Source organism: Corynebacterium sp. CCUG 51687 (assembly GCF_024453995.1).
In the GTDB taxonomy this organism is placed as follows: Bacteria; Actinomycetota; Actinomycetes; order Mycobacteriales; family Mycobacteriaceae; genus Corynebacterium; species Corynebacterium pseudogenitalium.
In genome coordinates this window covers 153,315-170,743 of sequence record NZ_JAGPYT010000003.1, presented here as the reverse complement: position 1 = coordinate 170,743, position 17,429 = coordinate 153,315, and the positions used below count along the sequence as shown (strand labels likewise).

The window sequence follows — 17,429 nt, the reverse complement described above, 5'->3', positions numbered from 1 at the left end:
CGTTTCAAGAAAGGTTCCATCATGCAACCCCTCCACCACACCAATGACCGCTGGTACCCCTCGTTCCATGTCGCAGCCCCTGGTGGCTGGATAAATGACCCGAATGGCCTCTGCTTTTTCGACGGCCGGTTCCACGCTTTCTACCAGCATCACCCGTACAGCCCAGCGTGGGGCCCGATGCACTGGGGCCACGCTTCCTCCGCGGACCTGCTCGAGTGGCGCGAAGAGCCTATCGCTCTAGCGCCGGGTGATCCCGGATCCGATGACGCCGACGGCATCTGGTCCGGTTCCGCTGTCGTCCACGATGGCACGCTGTATGCGTTCTATACGGGCAACCGCTGGGTCAACGGCGTCGATGACAAGGACGGCAAGTTCCAGACCCAGATGCTGGCCACCTCTACCGACGGTATCCACTTTGAGAAGCACGGCGCCGTGGTCCCGCCCGTCAAGGCGGACGCGCGCGACCCGAAAGTGTTCTCCCACGACGGCCGCTGGTACATGACCATCGGCGCAGAAGTCGACGGCCGTGGCCACGTGCTGCTGTACACTTCCGAGGACCTCTACAACTGGTCCGAGGCAGGCTCCCTCTTTGTCGACCCAGACCCGAACGTCTTCATGGTCGAGTGCCCTGATTTCTTCTTCCTCGACGGCAAGTGGGTGCTCATCTACGGCCCGATGGTGCGCACCCCGATCCGCTCGGGGTATGCGCTGCGCAATGGCCATAACGTTGGTTACGTCGTGGGCTCGTGGGAGCCCGGCGCGCAGTTCGTGCCCGAAACCGACTTCCGGCTTCTCGACTGGGGCCACCACTTCTACGCCACCCAGTCCTTCGCCGCTCCCAACAATCGCCGCCTGGCGTTCGGCTGGATGGGCGAGTTCGCTCACCCACTCGCCTCGCGCGAGGACGGTTGGTCCGGTCAACTCAGCCTCCCCCGGGAGCTCTCTCTTAGCGACGCCCTCACGCTCCACTGCGCGCCCGCCCCCGAAATCGCCGGGCTCTTCGGCCCCGCCGAAACGCACGACGCCACCCTCCAAGCAGGCGAAACAACCACCCTTGCCCCGCTCGAGGAGGCATGGCTGCGCGTCGCCCCCGACCTGGAGCAGCTCGTCCCGCTGCAGACAAACACCTGCGAGCAGGTGGTCCTCCACCTCATTCGTGACGACGCCCGCTGCGCCCACATCGTGTTCGACACCCTTGCCGAGCGCATCCATTTGGTGCTCGCGCGAGGCAACGGTGCCGACAGCGGCTACCGATCCATGCCGTGGGTCCCGGGCGATGCCCTGGACATCTACCTGGACCGTGGCTCCATCGAGCTGTTCACCGCGGACGCCACGGAGACGCTCTCCTCCCTGGACTTCCGCGGCGAGGGACCTCGCACCGTGGAAATCGAGTCCGTGGCAGGCCCCGTCGGCGTCAACCTGGAAGTGCGCCCGCTGAAGCGAGGTTAACCCCGCCTGCAGCAGACGCAATTCTGTTCACAAAATCCCGACTATTCCCGCGAGACCCCGTCCCCCAGCGTTACTTCGCCACGAAGTAGCGCTGCTTGTTCACAAACTCGTCCATCCCGAGCGGCCCGAGCTCGCGGCCGAAGCCGGAGTTCTTCACGCCGCCGAACGGCAGTCCGGCACCGCGGGCTTGCGGGATGTTGACGTGGATCATGCCGGTGACAACCTGGTTCGCCACCTTCTTCGCGCGTTCCTCGTCGGTGGAGAACACCGCGCCGCCGAGTCCGTAGCGGGAGTTGTTGGCCAGCTCCACGGCTTCCTCGTCGGAGGACACCTTGTAGATCTCCACGACCGGGCCGAAGAACTCTTCGTAGTAGGAGTCGGAGCCAACCGGGATGTCGGTGATGACGGCCGGGGTGAAGTAGGCGCCTTCCCCGGTGAGCTCGCCTCCGCAGTGGAGGGTGGCGCCGGCGTCGACGGCTGCGGCGACCTGGTCGCGCAGCGTTTCGGCGGCGTCGCGGGAGGACAGCGGGTAGTAGTGGCCGGGTTCCGGGGAGAACGGGTCGCCCTGGCGAAGCTCGGACACGGCGTCCACCATCTTGGAAACGAACTCGTCGTAGATATCGTCCATGACGATGATGCGCTTGTTGGAGGTGCACGCCTGGCCGACGTTGCCCATGCGCTTCTTCATGGCGGTGCGCACTTCGCGGTCGACGTCGTCGGTATCGAGGACTATGTACGCGTCGGTGCCGCCGAGCTCCAGCAGGGCCTTCTTCAGGTTGGCGCCAGCCGCCTTCGCGACGGCCTTGCCTGCCCCCTCGGAACCGGTGAGCGATACGCCTTGCACGCGTGGGTCCGCGAGCAGGTCTTCGATCTGGCTGTGGCTAATGCGACGGTAGTTGAACACGCCTTCGGGCACGCCGGCGTCGTCGAAGATCTGCTGGATTGCTTCGGCGGAGCGCGGGCAGATGGACGCGTGCTTGAGGATGATGGTGTTGCCCGCCATCAGCGTCGGCGCCGCGAAGCGCGCGACTTGGTAGTACGGGAAGTTCCACGGCATCACGCCGACGATCACGCCGAGCGGCACCTTACGGATCACGATGTCCCCACCGTCGTGTGGCAGCGGTTCGTCCGCGCCGAATTCGGCGCCGTGGTCTGCGTAGTAGTTGCAGATTTCCACGCATTCGCTGACTTCCCCGTCGCCTTGGTTGATGGCCTTGCCCATCTCTTCGGCGATGATTTTCACGAGGGTGTCGCGGCGCTCGTCGAAAAGCTGGGCGACTTTGCGCAGGTACGCGGCGCGTTCCTCGTAGCTGAGGGCACTCCATGTCTTGTACGCAGCGTCGGCGCGCTGGAGGGTGTCCTGCAGCTCTTGGTCGGTGGTCTGCTCATACGTTGCGACGATCTCATTCGTCGCCGGATTTTGTACTCGATATGTCGTAGCCATGGCCCCACGCTACAGCTTCTTCCCACTTTTCGACGCCCACTCACACACCTTTACGCCAGTTCCCAGATACGCAAGCTGCAGATTTCCATTGTTCTGTAACATACGCTAGAGTGTCTTTCGCACCTACTGCGTATTCCTCCATAGCTCAGTTGGCAGAGCATTCGACTGTTAATCGAAGGGTCACTGGTTCGAGCCCAGTTGGAGGAGCAAAGCGAAAGGCCCGAGGATTCCGCATCCTCGGGCCTTTCGCTTGCCCTGGTAGTATTCACCTATATAGTTCACGGCATACTTGAGGAGGGCTCATGGCAACTTCGATCGATGTCGCCCAGTATATCTACAACAAAATGGGCTGGATGGACGCATGGAAGCTAGCCAAGCTCACTTACTACGTGCAGGCATGGAGTCTAGGCTGGTTTGGAAAACCGCTGTTCGCGGAAGAATTTCAGGCCTGGGCAGACGGTCCAGTTGAGCCAAAGCTTCATACCGAGAACCGGTATTGCCGACGTGGGATTACAGACACGCAACTTCCGTCGTCGGACGTGTCAAGGCTCACTGCACAAGACATCGAAACCATCGATGCAGTGCTGGATTTTTACGGTGGCTTCACAAAAGAAGAGCTTATTAATCGCACGCATTCAGAAATGCCATGGCTTAAGGCCAGGGCCGGTCTTGCGGCTGGTGAGCGGAGCCGCAATCCTGTATCTCAGTCCTCTATGCGTAGGTTCTATGCCGATCAGGAGCTCAAGAAGGTCGATGGTCCTTGCCGCCCCAGAATGCTGGTTCACGGTAATCATGACCAAACTCGTGCACAGTTCCGCGGAGCAGTAGAACGATGGGAAACTGCACTTACGATTCTGGCTACTCGATGAACCAGTACTGTTTGGATGTAGCAGCAGTAATCGATTTGAATCGATCGCTAATTCGCCAGCACTTCAATGTCATTGACCAGTCCAAGTTGGAAGGTGCCCTTGCCGCACCGCTTCGAACTTGGGCTGGTCAGTATTTGTACCAATCGCCGGTTGAACGAGCTGCGATACTCCTAGAGCGGTTGACAAACGCGCATGCCTTCTTAGACGGCAACAAACGCACTGCCTGGATTTGCGGAGCCGTATACCTCGAGCAGTGTGGATTCGTCCTGGAAGACGTGGCGGATGAAGAAATCGTGGAGTTTATGATCGAAGTGGCAGAAAACACCCTAGGAACAGAAGCCATTGCAGACTGGCTGATAGATCACCTGGCCTAGCCTCTGCCCACCCCCTGAAATACCTACGCATCCCCATGTCGTGAAATCGAGAGGTCAACCATGAGTTACACCACCCAGCCGCAATCGCAACGGTCTTCTTCGAAAACCAAAACAGTGTTCGCTTGGATCGCGATAGCGGTCGGCATCATCCTGTTGTTTTCAGGCGAAATTGGTGGCATCCTGCTCGCGGCGGCATTCATTGTGCCGGGTGCCTGGTGGATGTGGTGCGAGGCCCAAGATAAAAAGCACTACAACGAGACTCAAGAAGCCGCCGCGAATCACGAGCAGTTGCGCAAGCTACTCGATCCCCAGCGCGATTCGTTGGTCCTCAACAGCATGGGCGCTGCGCCGCAGTTCACCCCAGTAAACCGCAGGTGGCCTATTGTTTGGCTGACAGCACTGGTGCTGTTTATTGCCGGTGGTAGCCTCATTCCCGAATCTGGATCCACCACAAACACGGAGCCCACTCGGGCCAGCATGGACCCGACGACAACCACGTCTGCCACGAGTGAATCCACCTCAGCAGCAACCACTACAACACACACGTCGACGACCAGCTCTACTCACAACAGTTCTTCCCCGAGCAGTGTTACAACCGAGGAGACCACGGCAAGCATCGCCAAATTCGCCGACATCCCAGCCGAAGAACCTGCACAGGCTCCTGCACCCGAGCCCGTAATTGAACAACCAGTGCCAGCTGCGCCTGCCCCAGCGCCAGCCCGTGTTTACTACGCCAACTGCTCCGAAGCACGAGCAGCCGGAGCAGCACCTATTTACGAGGGACAACCCGGCTACAGCAGGAAGCTCGATCGCGACGGCGACGGAATCGCTTGCGAATAGTGGGCAAAGCCCGCTGACCAGCAGCCGCTTCCGACAATCATCCGCAGCTGCTCACGAAGGAATTTGACATGCAATTCGACTACTGGACGGTTCGAGCAGTCCCCCAGCCGATGGGAATCACCACCATCGGTGTGGGCGTAGTCGTGCTTGACCCTCGCACGGGAGAATCGCAATTCAAGTTCAAGGATGCCCACCGAACGCTCACTGATTCTGATAATCGAGACGCGATCAAACATGCGCTGCAAAATTTTAAGAACGAACTAGAGCAGCTTTCCGCTCCAACAGAACCTCTTTATCTTGGGGATCGCTATTCACTTCGTGGCTACTTAACTTTTGTCAGTAGCCATTGGATGAACATAATCCGGGTTGACCAGGTCAAAAGCATGGATGCAGCAAACATTTCCGAGGCAACCCAATTGCTTTTTGACACTTTGATTGGCGGCCAAGCGCAAAGCGATGTCAAGCCGGGAGTACGCCAGTTGAAGAGGGAAATCCGCACTGTGTACCGCTCATTCCCGGAACTCGGGAAAGCCACAGTACCGGATGCCGATGTCTCCGTTGCCAGGCGCGAGCTCGACCTCAACCTCGCCGTCGTGCGAGACGACACTGTCTTGGAACTGAATCAGGCATTTAATTTCCAAGTAGATAACCCTGCTAAAACACGGTCCCACATCGATGCGTGGACGCTGAAGATCGATAAGCTGCGCCAGGAAGGAGGCAAGCTTAAGTACAACGACTCCTCACTTGAGATTGGCAAGGACCACCTTTCGGTCACTGCGGTCGCCCTTGACCCGGTTACAACTGCCCAGCGAAAGAATTACGCACTGTTCAGGGACTTTTGCCATGATCTCAACGTAATGCTCATTAGTAGCAGCCGAGTGGGAGAGCATGCCGAGAGTCTCAATCGCCAACTCAGTTCGTGACCGAAAACCATTGCGGCCGACGGCGTATGGCAGCGACTACTGTTGCTCCTCCTTACCCCTCCTGCAACAGCGCGTTCACGCGGCAAAACTCATCGTAAATAGCGCGCTCCTGTAACGTGAAGGAACCCGAGTCTGCAAGAAATCGTAGCCACCCCGGAGTGAGCCGGTGCTCTCCCAACTCCTCCCCGAGCCGAGTCATCAGGGTGTGCTTCCGCTCCAGAAGCTCAGCATCATTCGTGCGACGTAGCTCCAGTTGCATCTTGAACGCCTCCCTCCGCGCCGCAAATCAGCATACCGTCGCCCTACTCGCCCGCCCCAGTTACGCTGACCTCATCGATCCACCTGAACAACCGGAGCCGACCATTTCAAACGCAAATAACCTCAAGGCCCGCGTACAGCTCCTGGAGCGTGCGCTCGCGAAGCCCCCTAGCACCGATGATTTCGAAGCATTCCCCACCGAATGTCGATTTGAAGTGTCCTGCGTGTGCATGTATAACCACCAATCCATGGTGATGTGCTTCCAGCAGGTTTCTAGGCATTTTGTGTAGCGAGAGTTATTTTGAGCCCTAGGGCTTTCATGATTTTCGTGATAGCCGCAAAGGACGGGTTACCGTCTTTTGACAGTGACTTGTAAAGGGATTCACGGTTGAGTTGAGTTTCTTTAGCGAGCTGGCTCATGCCGTGTGCCCTGGCAATGTCACGCAACACCACCTGTGCGGTTTTCGTATCGCCGTCTTCGAGTGCGATAGCCAGGTAATCGTTCATTGCTTCTTGGCTATCGAGATATTTGCTTGCGTCGAACGCTGAAAACGTTACTTCCTTCACGACTGTTCCTCCCTTACCTGTTGTGCGAGCTGTTGAGCGGTTCGAATATCTTTAACCTGGCTGGATTTATCTCCTCCGGCCAGTAGGAAAACCGTTACTGCGCCTAGTTGGGTGTAGTACACCCGGTAGCCGGGTCCGAAATGAAGTCTCGTCTCGTCCACTTTCTCGCCAACGGGTTTGATGTCTCCAATCATTCTTCCGTGCGCTTCGCATCGAGCTACCGCGTACAAAATGCGCCGTTGAGCATGTTTGTCTTTCAGCTCAACTGGAAACAATCTGCACACACCCAAGTGTAGCCTACAAGCTACATAAACCAAGAGGGGGAAACGCATCTCATGGCTGCCCCCTCTTTTGGTTTGAAGTTTGGTGTGGAGGATAAGCGGGAGTTTAAGCGAGCTATCACCGACATCAACCGCGAGATGCGGGTACTCGGGCCGACTCACTCATGGTCAATGGCGTCCTACTCGCCCCGCCCCAGCTACACTGTCCCCATCGATCCCCTCCCCAAAACCGGAGCCAACCATGCCAAACGTGCACAATCTCGAGGCCCGCGTGCAGCTCCTGGAGCGTGCTCTCGCGAAGCTCCTTGGCACCGATGATTTCGAGGCATTCCTCACCGAAACCGGAGCCGAGCAGTCCCAGCCCAAACCCACAACGCCACCGCAACCACCACAAGCATCACATGCACCAGCACCCGAAGACCTCACCACAGTCACCAACTCGTCCTCCCCCAACGCCAAGCTGCGCCTGTTCGCCGACTACTTCCGTGGCCGCGAGGACGTGTACGCCACCGCATGGAACAACGGCGAAAAGAAGGGCTGGTCACCGGCTTCCTACGGTCGTTACGACCGCAACAACCCAAACCTGAAGCCACTTACTCCGCAGGTTCTCGTGCAGCACCTCCGCCGCGACAACAACCTCCACGTTGGGCTCTACCCGCTATGCAAGGGCGACACCTGCTTCCTCCTCGCCTGCGATTTCGACGACGCCGACTTCCGCACCGCCGCCCGCCTGTATGCCGAGACCTGTCGCGAGTACGGCCTCGACCCGCTCATCGAAATCTCCCGTTCCGGCACCGGTGCTCACGTGTGGCTCTTCTTCAGCGAGCCCGTCCCGGCTGCTCTCGCACGCGCCGTGGGTACTGGTTTGCTCGCTAAGGCCAGCCCGAAACAGTTCTTCACCAGCTTCGATCGCTTCTTCCCTTCCCAAGACACGCTACCCGGCAAACGCCGCGGCTTCGGCAATCTCATCGCGCTCCCGCTCGCGGGTCAACATCGCGCCGAGCACCGCACCATCTTTGTCGACGCCTCCTTCGAACCCACCGACGATCAATTCGCCACGCTCGCCTCCACCGCCAAAGCATCCAAGTCCCAGCTCAAAAAGATTGCCGCTCGCCTGCAGCCGGATCCGGAGACCCAACTTCCCCAACCGCCGACCAAGGCCGAGCTCAAAGCGCTCAAACGAACCGGCAAGGTACTTGTCACACACGATTCCCGAGTGCACATCTCACTCGAAGGCGTCGACGGCACCACGGCCACTGCACTTCGCCACCTCGGCGCGATCCCCAACCCACAGTTCTACATCCGCCAGGCCCAGCGCCTCTCCACTTTCCAGACGCCCCGTCTCATCATCCGCTTCGACGAGCACGACAACACCCTCACCCTGGATCGCGGCACGCTTGATCAGGCCATCGCTATCCTCAAAACCGCCGGTTACACCGTGAGTCGCCGCGGCAAAACGCCCAAGCCACGCACTATGCAGGCAGAATTCACCGGCGAGCTGCACCCCAGGCAGCGCAAAGCCGTCGCGGCCATGCGAAAACACCCCACGGGCATACTCGTCGCACCACCGGGTGCGGGCAAAACCGTGATGGCCTGCGCGCTGATCGCACACCGCCAAGTACCGACCGCAATCATCGTTCCCAATGTAGAGCTCGCCACGCAGTGGCGCGAAGCACTCACAAAGTTTCTCGACGGCCCCACCATCGGCCGATACGGCGGCAACTCCAAGAAACTCAGCGGAGACATCGACATCGTCACGGCCCAGTCGATCAGCCGAGCCGACTCGCGCACCGACTTCCTCGCCGACTACGGCTACATCATCATCGACGAATGCCACCGCGTCGGCGCCGCCGGCCTCACCCGCGTCCTCGCAGACCTCAATGTCCGATTCATCAACGGCCTTACCGCGACTCCGTACCGCTCCGACGGCCTCGACGCTCTCCTACCTCTCATTTGCGGACCTATCCGCCACACGATGGAACTCGAGCATGCGGGCCCCAAACATTACGTTGTGCAGACCACAGAGTTCACCTACGACGAGCCCCACCTCTACTGGCCCGACCTCGACAATGCCCTCGCCGCCGATAGCGCCCGCAACGCACTCATCGCCGAGACCATCGCCCGCGCCACCGCCAATGGAAGCAACGTCCTCGTGTTGGTCAAGCGCCGCGAGCACATCAGCGCCCTCGAAACCCTTCTTACGCGCGATCACCCCGACCTCCCCGTGCCGGTGTTTGCGCTCCACGGCGCACAGTCTTCCAAGGACCGCAAAGCCACCCGAAAGGCCCTCGACAGCACGCCCCAGTTCATCCTTATCGCCATGTCTCAGATCGCGGGTGAAGGCGTAGACCTCCCAGTTCTCGACGCCCTCGTCCTGGCCGCCCCTGTCGCATTCAAAGGAAACGTCATCCAGCAGATCGGCCGCGTTACCCGCGGTGCAGGGACTACTGCCACGGTTTACGATTTCCACGACCACCATGTCTCTGCGCTCACCGCTGCGTTCCGCAAACGCAGCTCGGTCATTCGCAAGCAAGGATTTGTGTAATCGGGTGCGCCCACTTCTCGGCGCGTTCGCTTTTCTAAATTCTTGTGGGGCCAGCGGGGCTCGAACCCGCGACCAGCGGATTATGAGTCCGCGGCTCTAACCGACTGAGCTATAGCCCCTTCTTTGAACAGGGCTCAAATGCACCAGTTCCGGAAACACATTACAACATGCCCAAAGCAATTTGAAACGGCCCTTACAGTTGCTACCATCAAACAGTTAAGGTATCAGCAAATTCAGCAGTTTCTAGAGCCAGATAAGGAATCCAGATGACCCCTGCAAAGATCATGGTTGTCTACGGTACACGCCCGGAGGCCATCAAGCTTGCACCAGTCATTAAGGAACTGCGCGCTCGTGATGAGTTTGAGTCACTGGTCGTCTCCACTGGGCAGCACCGCGAAATGCTCGCCCAAGTGACAGAGCTTTTCGGTTTTCAGCCGGATATAGATCTCGGCCTGATGCACAGAAAGCAACCGCTGAACCGGATTATGTCGCGAGCACTCAAGCGCCTAGATAAGGTTTTGAGAGAGTTCAAACCTGATGCACTCATCGTTCAGGGAGATACCTCAACCGCGGCATCCGCTGCCATCGCAGGATTTAACCGCGAAGCCAAGATCGTTCACGTTGAGGCAGGCCTCCGCTCATTCGACTTGAGCTCCCCATTCCCGGAGGAGGCGAATCGCAAGATCATTTCCGCGATCGCATCGCTGCACCTCACTCCGACGAACCGTGCGAAAAACAACCTCATCGCCGAGGGCATTTCGGAAGACTCGATTGTTGTCACCGGGAATACCGTTATTGACGCTTTGCTTGAGACTGCAGCAAAAGAAAGCCGCTTTACTAACGCCTCAGTTGAAGATGCGCTTCGTAACTTCGACCGCCGAGTCATCTTCACCTCTCACAGACGGGAAAACCTGGATTCTCTCGTAAAGATTGGAGTCGCCCTCGGGACCCTTGCAGGGCGGTACAGCGACACAGCTTTCTTCGTACCCATGCATTTGAATCCTCGGATTCGGGAACGTCTCCTCCCAGGGGTTGAACATCTCCCAAACGTAGTAGCCACCGGCCCACTCCCCTACGACGAATTCATTCACCTGATGAAGCAGTCTGACCTCATCATCACTGATTCTGGTGGAGTGCAGGAAGAGGCACCAGCGCTCGGACTACCAGCACTACTAATCCGAGACACAACGGAGCGCCCAGAGGCCATTGAAGCCGGCGTTGTGAAGATGATTGGCCCTGACCCTGACACCATCATTTCGGAAGCCACGGAACTCCTCGACAACCCGGATGCCCATGCCGCTATGAGAAACGCAGTGAATCCTTACGGTGACGGCCACGCAGCTGAGCGCACCGTGAAGGCTCTCGGTGACCTATTCAGCCTCACAATCGATTCTCAGGCACCTGAGCTTCACTCATCGTTCTAGCCTCTTGTAGGTTCGGCAGGCAAACACGCTAAACTATCAACGGCATCACCCCACAATCCAGCTGAGGAGCACCATGACCGTTGATCGACGCGACCACTTCGACATTGCCGTAATCGGTCTCGGATATATCGGGCTCCCGACTGCCGCGTTTTTCGCATCCACAGGCCTGCAGGTCTTCGGGTACGACATCAACGCGGATCGAGTAGCGACAATCGCGAAAGGCGAGGTCCCTTTTGTTGAGCCCGGTTTCGACGAATTGCTCAAGAATGTAGTCGAGTCTCAATCTTTGTCCGTGGGGACAGTGCTCAAGCCTGCAGATGTCTACATCATTTCTGTCCCGACTCCTCTCTCGTCAGACAAATCGGTTGATCCCTCCTTCGTTTTCGAAGCAGCTAAATCAATTGCTCCGCTACTCCAGGGTGATGAACTTGTCATCCTTGAATCGACGAGCCCTCCCGGGTTAACCGAAAAAGTGGCAGATCTTCTAGTGTCTGAGCGCGCAGATATGACTTTGTCCCCTGATCACGGAAACAGCATTTATGCTGCACATGCCCCCGAGCGCGTGCTCCCGGGCAAGATTATGGAAGAAATGACAACTAACGCGCGAATCGTGGGCGGTATCAACCCGACGTCTTCAGAGCGAGCGAAGAAGCTTTACGAGCGATTCTGCCAAAATGACGTTCTTACTACGGATGCACGAACCGCAGAAATGGCGAAACTTACCGAGAATGCTTTCCGCGATGTCAACATTGCTTTCGCAAATGAGCTTTCATTGATCTGCGATGAACTGGATATCGATGTTTGGGAGCTGATCTCCCTCGCGAATCGGCACCCGCGTGTAAATGTACTCCAACCGGGTCCAGGCGTCGGAGGCCACTGCATCGCAGTTGACCCATGGTTTATCGTCCATTCTGCACCAGATCAAGCCAAGCTGATCAAAACAAGCAGGCTAGTCAACGATTCCAAACCTGATTATGTACTTTCCAAGATTGACACTGCGTTAGCAGAAATCGAACCTAAATCTGAGTATCCGCGTATCGGCATACTTGGAATTACATTCAAACCCGATATCGATGACGTCCGGGAATCCCCCGCTCTACAGATTGCTCAGCAGATTGCATCGAAGCATCCAGAAACACACGTGGATGTTGTTGAACCAAACTTGAGTCAATTGCCACAGCAATTAAGGAGTTTAGCGAATATTCGTCACACGGGCCTTGCAAAAACCGTAGAACAGGCAGACGTTCTTGTCGTCTTGGTTGACCACTATCAATTCCGCCTAAGTGCAAAAGAAATCTCTCAACACCCTCACGTTATCGATACCCGGGGTCTAACAAGAAGCTAGTGCGATACATCTGAGCGTTGAGCAGAATTAAACCCATCGCTTGCAAATTCCAACAACTCTCGCGTCATGTCACCTGGCGATGGCCTCACCAGGTATCTGGAAGATTCACTCATCCAGCAGCGATTTCTGCTAAAGGATTTTAGCAAGGTTTTTAGCCATAACGTCGTCTTTTAGCTCTAGCGCTCGAAGCATTGCTCTTGTCCCATAGCTGTAATACTCCGTGTACTTTGCAGCGCTGTATTTTTCCGCCTTCTTACTTGCAACTAACAATGAATAGTGAAAGTCGTCGGGGGTGCGTGCACGGCGAAACTCATTCGGAATGTCAAGATAGAGTAGCCTGTGCCAATATTTACCCCTTGCGGTCTCCAACAAAGGAGTTGAAGCAGGGTCAAGCCGGTTTAGCATTTCAAAAGTTTCATCAAATTACCTGTAAAATTTGTCAACCGGTAAAATATGTCCAGTGAGATGTTGTGCCTTGCTCTTCTCGCTTAAATGTCGGACCCAATAATAGCAGTCTACGTCTGATTGGATGGCAACACGGTCAGTTTGCGTATACGCAGATAGTGCGAACGGATGATCTTCGGCCATGCTGATTGTTGGGTTAAATCGGTATCCAAGTCCTCTTGCATACTCAGTCCGGAACATTTTGAGTACGTTCAATGAATCAACAAGAGGCGAAGATTCAATATCAGTCCGTGACAAGGTTTTCCTAAACAGAACTCTTGGAACACCACGATTGATTCCTTTGAACTTACCAAGAACCACATCCGCTTTATCAACGTCAGCCAACTCAACCATTGAGCTTATAGCATGTTCACCCAAATAGTCGTCGACATCGATGTAGAAAAGAAACTCACCGTTTGCACTGTCTAAAATGCGATTGCGTCCCGTGCTCGGGCTACCTGTATTTTGTTGCTCTAGGACTCTGCCGTTAAGGCCAAGTTCTTGGATGGCCTTTCTCGCTTTCTCTACAGTGTCATCAGAACTACCATCATCTACAATAAGCACTTCCATCTCTTCTAGTGGAAAATTTTGCTGATCAGCAATGCTTTTGATGCACCGTTCGACATAGTCACTTGCCTCATAAGTCGTTATACCAAGAGTTACTCTCACGTCAGAAAGCTCACCTTCATTTTGAAAAAGACCGTTTACTCGCAAATACTCTCGAATTTAGCAAGGGCCTGTCGATTGTATTCTTTCCAGTCAAAGTCTACGGCAGTAATGTTGCTCGAACTCATCAACTGTAGGCCTTTCTTTACGCCTTCCAGACTATTTTCGACGATCAAACCACCAAACTCTGAAATAATGCTCCTCGGCCCTGGAATATCAGTAGCGACAACTGGTACGCCAATGGCCATCGCTTCAAGTAGCGTCAGCCCTTGCCCCTCCCATTTCGACAATAAACCTAACGCCCGCGCATGAAGCACTACCCCCAATGGATTCTTTAAGAAACCCACCAAAAACACATCATCTTCGAGCCCTAAATCCCTAATCCGTTGTTCAAGAACTGGTCGCTGCGGCCCTTCTCCAACGAGAACTAATTTCTTACGTTCCTCCCTAGGTATTTCGGAATACGCTTCAAGAGTCCTCAAATGAGCCTTCTCAATTGAGAGTCGGGCGACGATGACAATGAATTCCTCACCCTCTTCGACTAGCTCCTGTACTTTTCGGGGCAGAGGAGCTTCTAGCGCTGCGTCAATTTTAGCTGAATCTAGCAGGTTGTTTGCCCACGTAAATCGAGGTTGATGTTCAGATGGCTGTTTTTTACCAGCCAAATACTCTTCATTTGCAGATGCCACCGACTCTGAGACAGAAATCGCTCGGTCGAAAAGACGGTAGTCTTCAAAAACAACATCCAGCTGCGGGTGCTTAGTTTTTCTTTCGGCTTCCATTTCATTATGCAAATAGATGACTTTCGACGTGCTTTCGGGTGCTGAACCCATAATATGTGCCCAAAAACCTGTGTACCCATCGAACTCGACTGAAGCTTCTGGGCGTGACTCACCAAAACTACGTTGCCATTCACGCCTATACCCAGCGTCAAGCACCTCAAGTTGCCGAGTGGTCAGGGCCCAATCTCCAGAATTTCGCATACCATCGAGATACTTCTCCTCTGCGTTCAAAAGAATCCCGCCAGCGCGAGGAAGAACCCTGATATTCTCGTCTAAAAGGGAAAACTGCTCCAACCGCGTTTCGTCGCGAAGCAAGGCAGATCGATCAGTAAACGCTATTACGGCTCCATTCCCGTGCTCCTCAGCCAACTCCTTGGCTAGTGCTCTGAATGATGAAGCGATTCCATTCGGAAGAAAAGAAAGACGAAAGACGAATGCAGGCTCATTAGCATTCGGTCTCGGCAGTGGAGCTATCATTTTATCAATAATTCGGTCACACGCTCCGCCGTCCTCATCCGGCAAATATGTTTCTATGAACTTTTCTCTTTCAGCCTGAAACTCATCTACACCTTCTCGCAGTGCCTCAAGCGCTACCTGAAACTCAGACAAATCTCTGCACACAGGTCCAGGAAAACTAATGTCGTATAGTCCACGTGTGCTTGAGTACTCGTCTAGATCATACGTGTAGAAGACTACAGGTTTGCGGAGAGCCAGGTAATCAAAAAAGATTGACGAATAGTCAGTGACGAGTACATCGATAAGAGGCATAACGTCATACGAATTCATACCTGGTGGCAACAAGTATCCACTAAGTTCCGAATCAACTGCGAGTTCCTTAACGAAGCGATGAGCAGAGTAGAAGACTCGATAGCCTGAAGCTTCCATTAGCTTTATAACCTGGAGCTCTGCTTCAAGATTGAATGAGTCAGCTATGTCTGTGTTGACTTCCCCTCTCCATGTGGGCGCGTACAACAAAATTGGACGTACTTCCGCCTCCCCAACCAGTCGAATTCGGAGCTGCTCCTTGTCATCCTCCGACAATGTAACGAGCTCATCAATTCGTGCAACGCCCTCGGTTAGCAATTGGCCAGAAAATAGATTCTTGACCCCAAAATCTTTGAGCATGACCTCAGCAGTCCACTTATTTCCCACTGCCAGGTCAGTACATTGCAAAAGATTTCTTGAAATGTTGCCGTATGTGAGGAACTCACCCTTCACCTGGTCACCAAGCGTTTTAATAGGCGTTCCATGCCACGTATTCACATATCGCTGACCGGACCTCCTCACAAAATAGCTTCCAAAAGAGGTGTTGTTGATTAAGTACTTGGCGGTTGCGAGTTCCCTAAAATACCGATCTGTTTCCCGTTGAACAAATACTACATTCCTTGCATTTGCGACATCGCTGGGGGCAGGGATCTCGCCATCAACGACCCAAACGTGGCGCCAATCACCCTCGGGAAACCTTTCCTGCATACGCCGGTAAATTGCCAGGGGATTACACGAAATACTCGATCCATGGCCAACTTCGTAAAGGACTGTATGAGGCTGAATCGGTAGTCCTTCTCGGTAGGCGATGTAATCATCAAGCCTACTAGGCAAGCCATTCTTTGGCTTAGGGGTGCGCTCAATATACGGGCAGCGCGGAACGCGCATACGCAGATAGTAGCGACATGCGTCTTCGTACTTTCCCAAGCGATAGAGTAGTGAGCCAACCAGCCAGCAGCCTGAAGGGGAATGATTAGCGTTTCTGAACACCAATTCTTTTGCGAGCTTCAGTGCAGGCTCGTACTCTCCAAGCTGGAGTAAATACCGCAATTTGGCTTCCAACTCAAAAAGATTGAGTTTCGATTGGTCACGAATGATTCCAGAAATCCCAGGAAAGTTGCTAGCGCGGACTATCTCGTGATCCTGGAAGAAAATACGCCAATCATCGCCTAGCGGATCATTGAAGAAACACAAACAGGCTTGTTGATGCTCCTTCAGCGAATTCAACAGTCTACCTGCATGATAAAACGCCCCATGCTTATCCTGTCCATTGATGCTCGCCGAATACTGGTACGCCTCAACTGCTTGATTGATTTCGCCAGATCGTTCAAGGGAAACCGCGAGTCTGAATGCGGTATATCGTCTATTACTGTTAAAAACTAGTGCTGCGCTATAGCTCCCGACCGCGGCTTCCCACTGATCCGCACTTTCTGCAGCAACTCCCTTCTCATATAGAAAGTCATCTGGACTGATATCTCGTATTGCTGCTTCACTATCAAACGCATCAAGTGCAGCGCCCCAGTTCCTATGGTGAGAGTGCAGGGCACCCAATCCATAATTTTTCTTGTTCTTGGGCAGGCGTGCAAGTGCGCGATCATATTCGCGTTTAGCTTTGCTAATCTCTCCAGCCGCTTCTAAAAGTTGAGCTTTCAGGTAGAGCGCGCCAGAGGTTAGTGGCTGGAAACTATCAGCCTCTTCAAGAACTCGTAACGCTCTATCATCATTACCTAGTAGATTTTCAATTTTGGCGAGATCTTCATGTATCTTTAAAACCTGTATTTCAGAAGCTATTTGAGTAAGAGCCACTCGCTTATCTGCCAGTGATGCGCCACTATTATCTAGACACGCAGTAATTCTCAATAGCGCTTTGTTTCTTAACGGCGAGTCTTCACTTATCTCCCAAAATTTCGAGATTGCTGACGTGTAACGTCCCAGCGCTTCGTCCGAAAGCCCTTGATTATAGAAAGCAAAGTCTCGAGAAGTCAGGTCAGACTTTGGAGAATACAACAAAACTTTTTCGTAAGCTTCAATGGCCTCTTCGAATCGTTTTGCTTTTTGGAGTAGGAAGCCAAAGCGTCTCCACGCTTCAGGATTCGTCTTTTGCTCCCTTGTCCACCTAGCTGCCTCGGCGATGGCTATTTCTTCTTCATGAACTTTATCGAAGTACTTGACAGTAACTTCGCGTGCTGCTGATGGTGCAAATGGTGTCAAATACTTGGCAGCATTCACTGCAGTGTCACTAGACAGGGCATCCTTGGCTTTATCTTCAATACTTTTAGATTTGAGACGGATGTTCTTCATTTCTGAGATGATGTTCTTCATTTTTACCATTTAAGTTTCTACCCTAGTTTCATGCGCTCGCTGCTGCCTAGAATCTATTGAGTAATGCAGTTTTGCTTCCAAAACTCGCCAGGTACTCTGATTACAAAAGCGGTGTTCATGAGATGAAATGC

The 17,429-nt window shown here is 54.5% G+C and carries 14 protein-coding genes and 2 tRNA genes; 9 read left to right on the top strand and 7 right to left on the bottom strand.

Features of this window, described 5'->3' with window-relative positions; genetic code table 11:
• The first annotated feature begins 21 nt into the window (after positions 1 to 21).
• Positions 22 to 1,449 (top strand): glycoside hydrolase family 32 protein, encoded by a 1,428-nt coding sequence (locus KBX13_RS04425; protein WP_256020909.1) that lies wholly within the window; start codon positions 22 to 24, stop codon positions 1,447 to 1,449.
• Between the two features lie 70 nt (positions 1,450 to 1,519).
• Here the strand turns inward: KBX13_RS04425 and KBX13_RS04420 are convergent, their stop codons facing one another.
• The gene (locus KBX13_RS04420) at positions 1,520 to 2,893 is read right to left on the bottom strand and encodes an NAD-dependent succinate-semialdehyde dehydrogenase (RefSeq protein WP_256020907.1); all 1,374 of its coding nucleotides are present in this window, start codon (positions 2,891 to 2,893) and stop codon (positions 1,520 to 1,522) included.
• A gap of 134 nt (positions 2,894 to 3,027) precedes the next feature.
• Here KBX13_RS04420 and KBX13_RS04415 point away from each other — a divergent pair.
• The 5 genes from KBX13_RS04415 to KBX13_RS04395 all read left to right on the top strand — a co-directional run bounded on the left by KBX13_RS04415 (position 3,028) and on the right by KBX13_RS04395 (position 5,899).
• Positions 3,028 to 3,100 (top strand) — tRNA-Asn (locus tag KBX13_RS04415).
• A 95-nt stretch (positions 3,101 to 3,195) separates the two neighbouring features.
• Positions 3,196 to 3,762: a Panacea domain-containing protein gene (locus KBX13_RS04410; protein ID WP_256020906.1), complete on the top strand. Its 567-nt coding sequence runs from the start codon at positions 3,196 to 3,198 to the stop codon at positions 3,760 to 3,762.
• Positions 3,759 to 4,136 (top strand): type II toxin-antitoxin system death-on-curing family toxin, encoded by a 378-nt coding sequence (locus KBX13_RS04405; RefSeq protein ID WP_256001306.1) that lies wholly within the window; start codon positions 3,759 to 3,761, stop codon positions 4,134 to 4,136. Before KBX13_RS04410 ends, KBX13_RS04405 begins: the two co-directional genes overlap by 4 nt.
• 60 nt (positions 4,137 to 4,196) lie before the next feature.
• Positions 4,197 to 4,976 carry an excalibur calcium-binding domain-containing protein gene (locus KBX13_RS04400; RefSeq protein WP_256001307.1) on the top strand — a complete coding sequence of 260 codons (780 nt, stop codon included), beginning with the start codon at positions 4,197 to 4,199 and terminating at the stop codon, positions 4,974 to 4,976.
• 68 nt (positions 4,977 to 5,044) lie between these two features.
• A complete protein-coding gene (locus KBX13_RS04395) occupies positions 5,045 to 5,899 on the top strand; it encodes a DUF3037 domain-containing protein (protein WP_070362128.1) in 855 nt (284 codons plus the stop codon).
• A 52-nt stretch (positions 5,900 to 5,951) separates the two neighbouring features.
• Here the strand turns inward: KBX13_RS04395 and KBX13_RS04390 are convergent, their stop codons facing one another.
• From KBX13_RS04390 to KBX13_RS04380, 3 genes are all read right to left on the bottom strand, one after another.
• Positions 5,952 to 6,158, bottom strand: a complete 207-nt coding sequence (locus tag KBX13_RS04390; protein WP_070362127.1) for a hypothetical protein — start codon at positions 6,156 to 6,158, stop codon at positions 5,952 to 5,954.
• 272 nt (positions 6,159 to 6,430) lie between these two features.
• Positions 6,431 to 6,724 (bottom strand): addiction module antidote protein, encoded by a 294-nt coding sequence (locus tag KBX13_RS04385; RefSeq protein ID WP_256020904.1) that lies wholly within the window; start codon positions 6,722 to 6,724, stop codon positions 6,431 to 6,433.
• On the bottom strand, positions 6,721 to 7,056 hold the full coding sequence (locus tag KBX13_RS04380) for a type II toxin-antitoxin system RelE/ParE family toxin (RefSeq protein ID WP_256020903.1): 336 nt from the start codon (positions 7,054 to 7,056) through the stop codon (positions 6,721 to 6,723). Before KBX13_RS04380 ends, KBX13_RS04385 begins: the two co-directional genes overlap by 4 nt.
• Positions 7,057 to 7,246: 190 nt before the next feature.
• Here KBX13_RS04380 and KBX13_RS04375 point away from each other — a divergent pair, with 190 nt between their 5' ends.
• Positions 7,247 to 9,550 (top strand): DEAD/DEAH box helicase, encoded by a 2,304-nt coding sequence (locus tag KBX13_RS04375; RefSeq protein WP_256020901.1) that lies wholly within the window; start codon positions 7,247 to 7,249, stop codon positions 9,548 to 9,550.
• Between the two features lie 45 nt (positions 9,551 to 9,595).
• Here the strand turns inward: KBX13_RS04375 and KBX13_RS04370 are convergent.
• Positions 9,596 to 9,669 (bottom strand) — tRNA-Ile (locus tag KBX13_RS04370).
• Positions 9,670 to 9,816: 147 nt separating this feature from the next.
• Here KBX13_RS04370 and wecB point away from each other — a divergent pair.
• Positions 9,817 to 10,974, top strand: a complete 1,158-nt coding sequence (gene wecB / locus KBX13_RS04365; protein ID WP_256020900.1) for a non-hydrolyzing UDP-N-acetylglucosamine 2-epimerase — start codon at positions 9,817 to 9,819, stop codon at positions 10,972 to 10,974.
• A gap of 73 nt (positions 10,975 to 11,047) precedes the next feature.
• Positions 11,048 to 12,319: a UDP-N-acetyl-D-mannosamine dehydrogenase gene (gene wecC, locus KBX13_RS04360; protein WP_256020898.1), complete on the top strand. Its 1,272-nt coding sequence runs from the start codon at positions 11,048 to 11,050 to the stop codon at positions 12,317 to 12,319.
• Between the two features lie 423 nt (positions 12,320 to 12,742).
• Here the strand turns inward: wecC and KBX13_RS04355 are convergent, their stop codons facing one another.
• Both KBX13_RS04355 and KBX13_RS04350 read right to left on the bottom strand, forming a co-directional pair.
• Positions 12,743 to 13,432 carry a glycosyltransferase family A protein gene (locus tag KBX13_RS04355; protein WP_256020897.1) on the bottom strand — a complete coding sequence of 230 codons (690 nt, stop codon included), beginning with the start codon at positions 13,430 to 13,432 and terminating at the stop codon, positions 12,743 to 12,745.
• 35 nt (positions 13,433 to 13,467) lie between these two features.
• Positions 13,468 to 17,298: a CDP-glycerol glycerophosphotransferase family protein gene (locus KBX13_RS04350; protein ID WP_256020894.1), complete on the bottom strand. Its 3,831-nt coding sequence runs from the start codon at positions 17,296 to 17,298 to the stop codon at positions 13,468 to 13,470.
• Positions 17,299 to 17,429 lie beyond the last annotated feature (131 nt).

Coding starts and splice junctions, on each gene's coding strand:
- KBX13_RS04425 (WP_256020909.1), top strand. CDS start 22: ATGCAACCCCTCCACCACACCAATGACCGCTGGTACCCCTCGTTCCAT.
- KBX13_RS04420 (WP_256020907.1), bottom strand. CDS start 2,893: ATGGCTACGACATATCGAGTACAAAATCCGGCGACGAATGAGATCGTC.
- KBX13_RS04410 (WP_256020906.1), top strand. CDS start 3,196: ATGGCAACTTCGATCGATGTCGCCCAGTATATCTACAACAAAATGGGC.
- KBX13_RS04405 (WP_256001306.1), top strand. CDS start 3,759: ATGAACCAGTACTGTTTGGATGTAGCAGCAGTAATCGATTTGAATCGA.
- KBX13_RS04400 (WP_256001307.1), top strand. CDS start 4,197: ATGAGTTACACCACCCAGCCGCAATCGCAACGGTCTTCTTCGAAAACC.
- KBX13_RS04395 (WP_070362128.1), top strand. CDS start 5,045: ATGCAATTCGACTACTGGACGGTTCGAGCAGTCCCCCAGCCGATGGGA.
- KBX13_RS04390 (WP_070362127.1), bottom strand. CDS start 6,158: ATGCAACTGGAGCTACGTCGCACGAATGATGCTGAGCTTCTGGAGCGG.
- KBX13_RS04380 (WP_256020903.1), bottom strand. CDS start 7,056: ATGCGTTTCCCCCTCTTGGTTTATGTAGCTTGTAGGCTACACTTGGGT.
- KBX13_RS04375 (WP_256020901.1), top strand. CDS start 7,247: ATGCCAAACGTGCACAATCTCGAGGCCCGCGTGCAGCTCCTGGAGCGT.
- wecB (WP_256020900.1), top strand. CDS start 9,817: ATGACCCCTGCAAAGATCATGGTTGTCTACGGTACACGCCCGGAGGCC.
- wecC (WP_256020898.1), top strand. CDS start 11,048: ATGACCGTTGATCGACGCGACCACTTCGACATTGCCGTAATCGGTCTC.
- KBX13_RS04350 (WP_256020894.1), bottom strand. CDS start 17,298: ATGAAGAACATCATCTCAGAAATGAAGAACATCCGTCTCAAATCTAAA.